The sequence below is a fragment of the Streptomyces sp. NPDC000151 genome, from assembly GCF_040301705.1.
Classification (GTDB): Bacteria; Actinomycetota; Actinomycetes; order Streptomycetales; family Streptomycetaceae; genus Streptomyces.
In genome coordinates this window covers 1-1,363 of record NZ_JBEPFC010000311.1, presented here as the reverse complement: position 1 = coordinate 1,363, position 1,363 = coordinate 1, and the positions used below count along the sequence as shown (strand labels likewise).

1 pseudogene is annotated in these 1,363 nt (G+C 76.2%); it reads right to left on the bottom strand.

Annotated elements, in window-relative coordinates:
- Positions 1-1,363: pseudogene (locus ABT381_RS35770) on the bottom strand (helix-turn-helix transcriptional regulator); the annotation flags it as partial.

Below are 1,363 nucleotides of genomic sequence, written 5' to 3'. Positions count from 1 at the left end.
GGCGTCCGCTGCTGCGTACCCGGCATCCGACACGGGCCCCGGCGCGCCGTCCCGCAGGACGGTGACGGCCTGTTCGGTGAGTTCCATTCCGCCGGGACCAGTTCGATGTCCAGCGCGTCCGGCGGCCCGGCGTCCGCTGCTGCGTACCCGGCATCCGACACGGGCCCCGGCGCGCCGTCCCGCAGGACGGTGACGGCCTGTTCGGTGAGTTCCAGTCCGTGCCGTCCGCCGGTGGCGGCGCCCAGGACGCGTAACGCCCGGCCCAGTACGCGAGGCGTGTGCCACACCTGCGCGAGCCGGTACTCCTCCTCGGCGAGGGGCAGGGCCGCCGCCGGCCGGCCGAGCGCCAGGTGACACTCGGCGGCGGCCGAACGCCAGGCGGACACGGCGGGGTTGAGGATGTCCCGGGCGGTCTGCCGCCGCCCGCAGTTCAGGAAGTCCTCCAGCGCGCCCACGTGGTCACCGCCCGCGGCGCGCAGCACGCCGCGGGCGTAGAGGAAGCGGTTCAGCTCCCAGCCGTCGGTGGCTTCGTCGACGTGTACGGGCGCCGCGAGCCGGCCGGCTTCGGCCAGCCGGCCGGCGCGTACGAGTGAAAGGACGGCGTGCGCACGGAAGTTGGTCGGCGCGACCCGCCCGGAATCCGCGGCGGATGGCCGCCGGCCGGAGAGGTCCGCGGGCTGCCATGCGTACCGGCCGCGCGACCCGGCGGTGTCGGCGCGGGTGTTGAGCAGGGAGTGGTGGGCCGGGTGCAGTGGCGACAGGCGCTCGGTCAGGCCGTCCCGTACGAGCCGGTCGGCGTCCTCCAGCGCGTCCGCCCACTGGGCGACGGCGGCGGCCGCGCTCAGCTGATACGGCATCAGCAACCGGTCCTCGGGGGCCGCGACGAGCTCCCGGACCTGTTCCATGGCCGCCTCGGCCGACAGCAGCCCCGCGCCCGCCTCGTACCGCACCAGCAGCGTCCGCACGGCCGGGCTGAGCAGGGCCGGGTACTGCTCGGCGGTCTTCCGCAGCCGCTCGTGCACCTCGCGCCGGATGTCCCGGTCGTGGTCGGAGAGCAGCGCGGCCGCCGTCTGCACCGTACGGGCCAGCACCGGATCGTCCTGGTCGTCGAGGCCACGCAGCACGTCGAAAGCGGCCTGCGCCTCGCCGCTGTGGACCAGCGCGGTGCCGAGCGTGACCGCGGTCAGCACCCGCTGCCGGGGCGCCTGCTGGAGGCGCAGCGCCTCCGCCAGCCGGGGTATCCCCGCCGACCGTACGGTGGCGAACTCCAGCGCACCGAGGCGGTTGAGCACCGCGGCCCGGCGCTCGGGCGGCATCGGCGCGTCGAGCGCGCCGCGCAGATAGGCGGCCGCGTCGCCGTCCC